2 protein-coding genes are annotated in these 1,526 nt (G+C 57.6%); one reads left to right on the top strand and one right to left on the bottom strand.

What is annotated here, in order from left to right; translation table 11 throughout:
- Positions 1-24 precede the first annotated feature (24 nt).
- The gene (locus LQ215_RS29420) at positions 25-237 is read right to left on the bottom strand and encodes a hypothetical protein (RefSeq protein ID WP_230153732.1); all 213 of its coding nucleotides are present in this window, start codon (positions 235-237) and stop codon (positions 25-27) included.
- Positions 238-472: 235 nt separating this feature from the next.
- On the opposite strand from LQ215_RS29420, the gene galU reads away from it, so the two are divergent.
- Positions 473-1,312: a UTP--glucose-1-phosphate uridylyltransferase GalU gene (galU, locus tag LQ215_RS29415; protein WP_003182953.1), complete on the top strand. Its 840-nt coding sequence runs from the start codon at positions 473-475 to the stop codon at positions 1,310-1,312.
- The last annotated feature ends 214 nt before the right edge of the window (positions 1,313-1,526 follow it).

Here is a 1,526-nt window from a genome sequence, read left to right as displayed (position 1 = left end):
GGCATTTACTTGAGGCTTTTCTGGTTACTTCTTGCGGCGGGGGCTGCGGGCGGGGGCGGTGTCGCGCTCTTTCACTGCGGGGGCCGCGCGCTCATCCTGGAATACCGCGGCCACTTCCACCGCCATGGCCTTGCTGGGCAAGGGACCGGCGACTTGCTCGCCGTGGTAGTTGATAATCCACCATTGGCCATCTTTGCCCTGGCTGACCGAATAACCGTTTGCGTTTCTTGCCGACATCTAGCTGCCTCAATTGGCGTGATCAAGGGGGCCATGATACGTCAAATGCTCGCAAACGGCGCCTACTGGCGTACAGTGGGGCCGCTGCAGCCATCGAAACGAAAGGCGATTGAACTATCCGCCGTTTTTTATTTCTCTATGATGGCATCGGTTGGCCAGTGCGGGCATTGTAAGGTGCCTGTTGCCTGATTAGACTGCGCCGAAACTCGTACACACCGCCTTTTCAAGGACTTATATGATCAAGAAATGCTTGTTCCCAGCAGCCGGTTACGGTACTCGCTTCCTGCCAGCGACTAAAGCCATGCCCAAAGAAATGCTGCCGGTGGTGAACAAGCCACTGATCCAGTACGGCGTCGAAGAAGCCCTTGATGCTGGCCTGACGGAAATCTCCATCGTTACCGGCCGCGGCAAACGCGCCCTGGAAGACCATTTCGACATCAGCTACGAGCTGGAAAACCAGATCAAGGGCACCGACAAGGAAAAATACCTGGTCGGCATCCGCAAACTGCTGGATGAGTGCTCGTTCTCCTACACCCGCCAGACCGAAATGAAAGGCCTGGGCCACGCGATCCTGACCGGCCGCCCACTGATCGGTGACGAACCGTTCGCCGTGGTCCTGGCGGACGACCTGTGCGTCAACCTCGAAGGTGACGGCGTGCTGACCCAAATGGTCAAGCTGTACAAGCAGTTCCGCTGCTCCATCGTGGCGATCCAGGAAGTCGATCCGCAGGAAACCAACAAGTACGGCGTGATTGCCGGCGAAATGATCCGCGACGACATCTACCGCGTCCACAGCATGGTGGAAAAACCAAAACCTGAAGACGCGCCGTCGAACCTGGCGATCATCGGTCGCTACATCCTGACCCCGGACATCTTCGACCTGATCGAACAGACCGAGCCAGGCAAGGGCGGCGAGATCCAGATCACCGACGCCCTGATGAAACAGGCCCAGAACGGCTGCGTCATGGCCTACAAGTTCAAGGGCAAGCGTTTCGACTGCGGTGGCGCCGAAGGCTACATCGACGCGACCAACTTCTGCTTCGAGAACTTCTACAAGACCGGCAAGGCTTACTGATAGCCTGCGCCACGCCTTGAAAAACGCCCCGACTGGTTCGGGGCGTTTTTTTTGCTCGGGGAAAAATTTCTCGCAACTCCTCAATCACACAAGCCAAACCTTGTGGGGTATGGATATCCTGAGACCACCCCAAAACAACTGTGGGAGCGAGCTTGCTCGCGATGGCGGTGGTCCAGCCTACACCCATGTTGAATGTGCCGCCGCCATCGCGAGC

It is taken from the genome of Pseudomonas brassicacearum, assembly GCF_918698105.1.
Taxonomy (GTDB): Bacteria; Pseudomonadota; Gammaproteobacteria; order Pseudomonadales; family Pseudomonadaceae; genus Aquipseudomonas; species Aquipseudomonas brassicacearum_F.
The sequence above is the reverse complement of the archived record's forward strand: the minus strand, read 5'-3'. Positions and strand labels throughout refer to the sequence as shown.

Excerpts from the sequence above, each read along its gene's own strand:
- LQ215_RS29420 (WP_230153732.1), bottom strand. The coding sequence starts at position 237 with ATGTCGGCAAGAAACGCAAACGGTTATTCGGTCAGCCAGGGCAAAGAT.
- galU (WP_003182953.1), top strand. The coding sequence starts at position 473 with ATGATCAAGAAATGCTTGTTCCCAGCAGCCGGTTACGGTACTCGCTTC.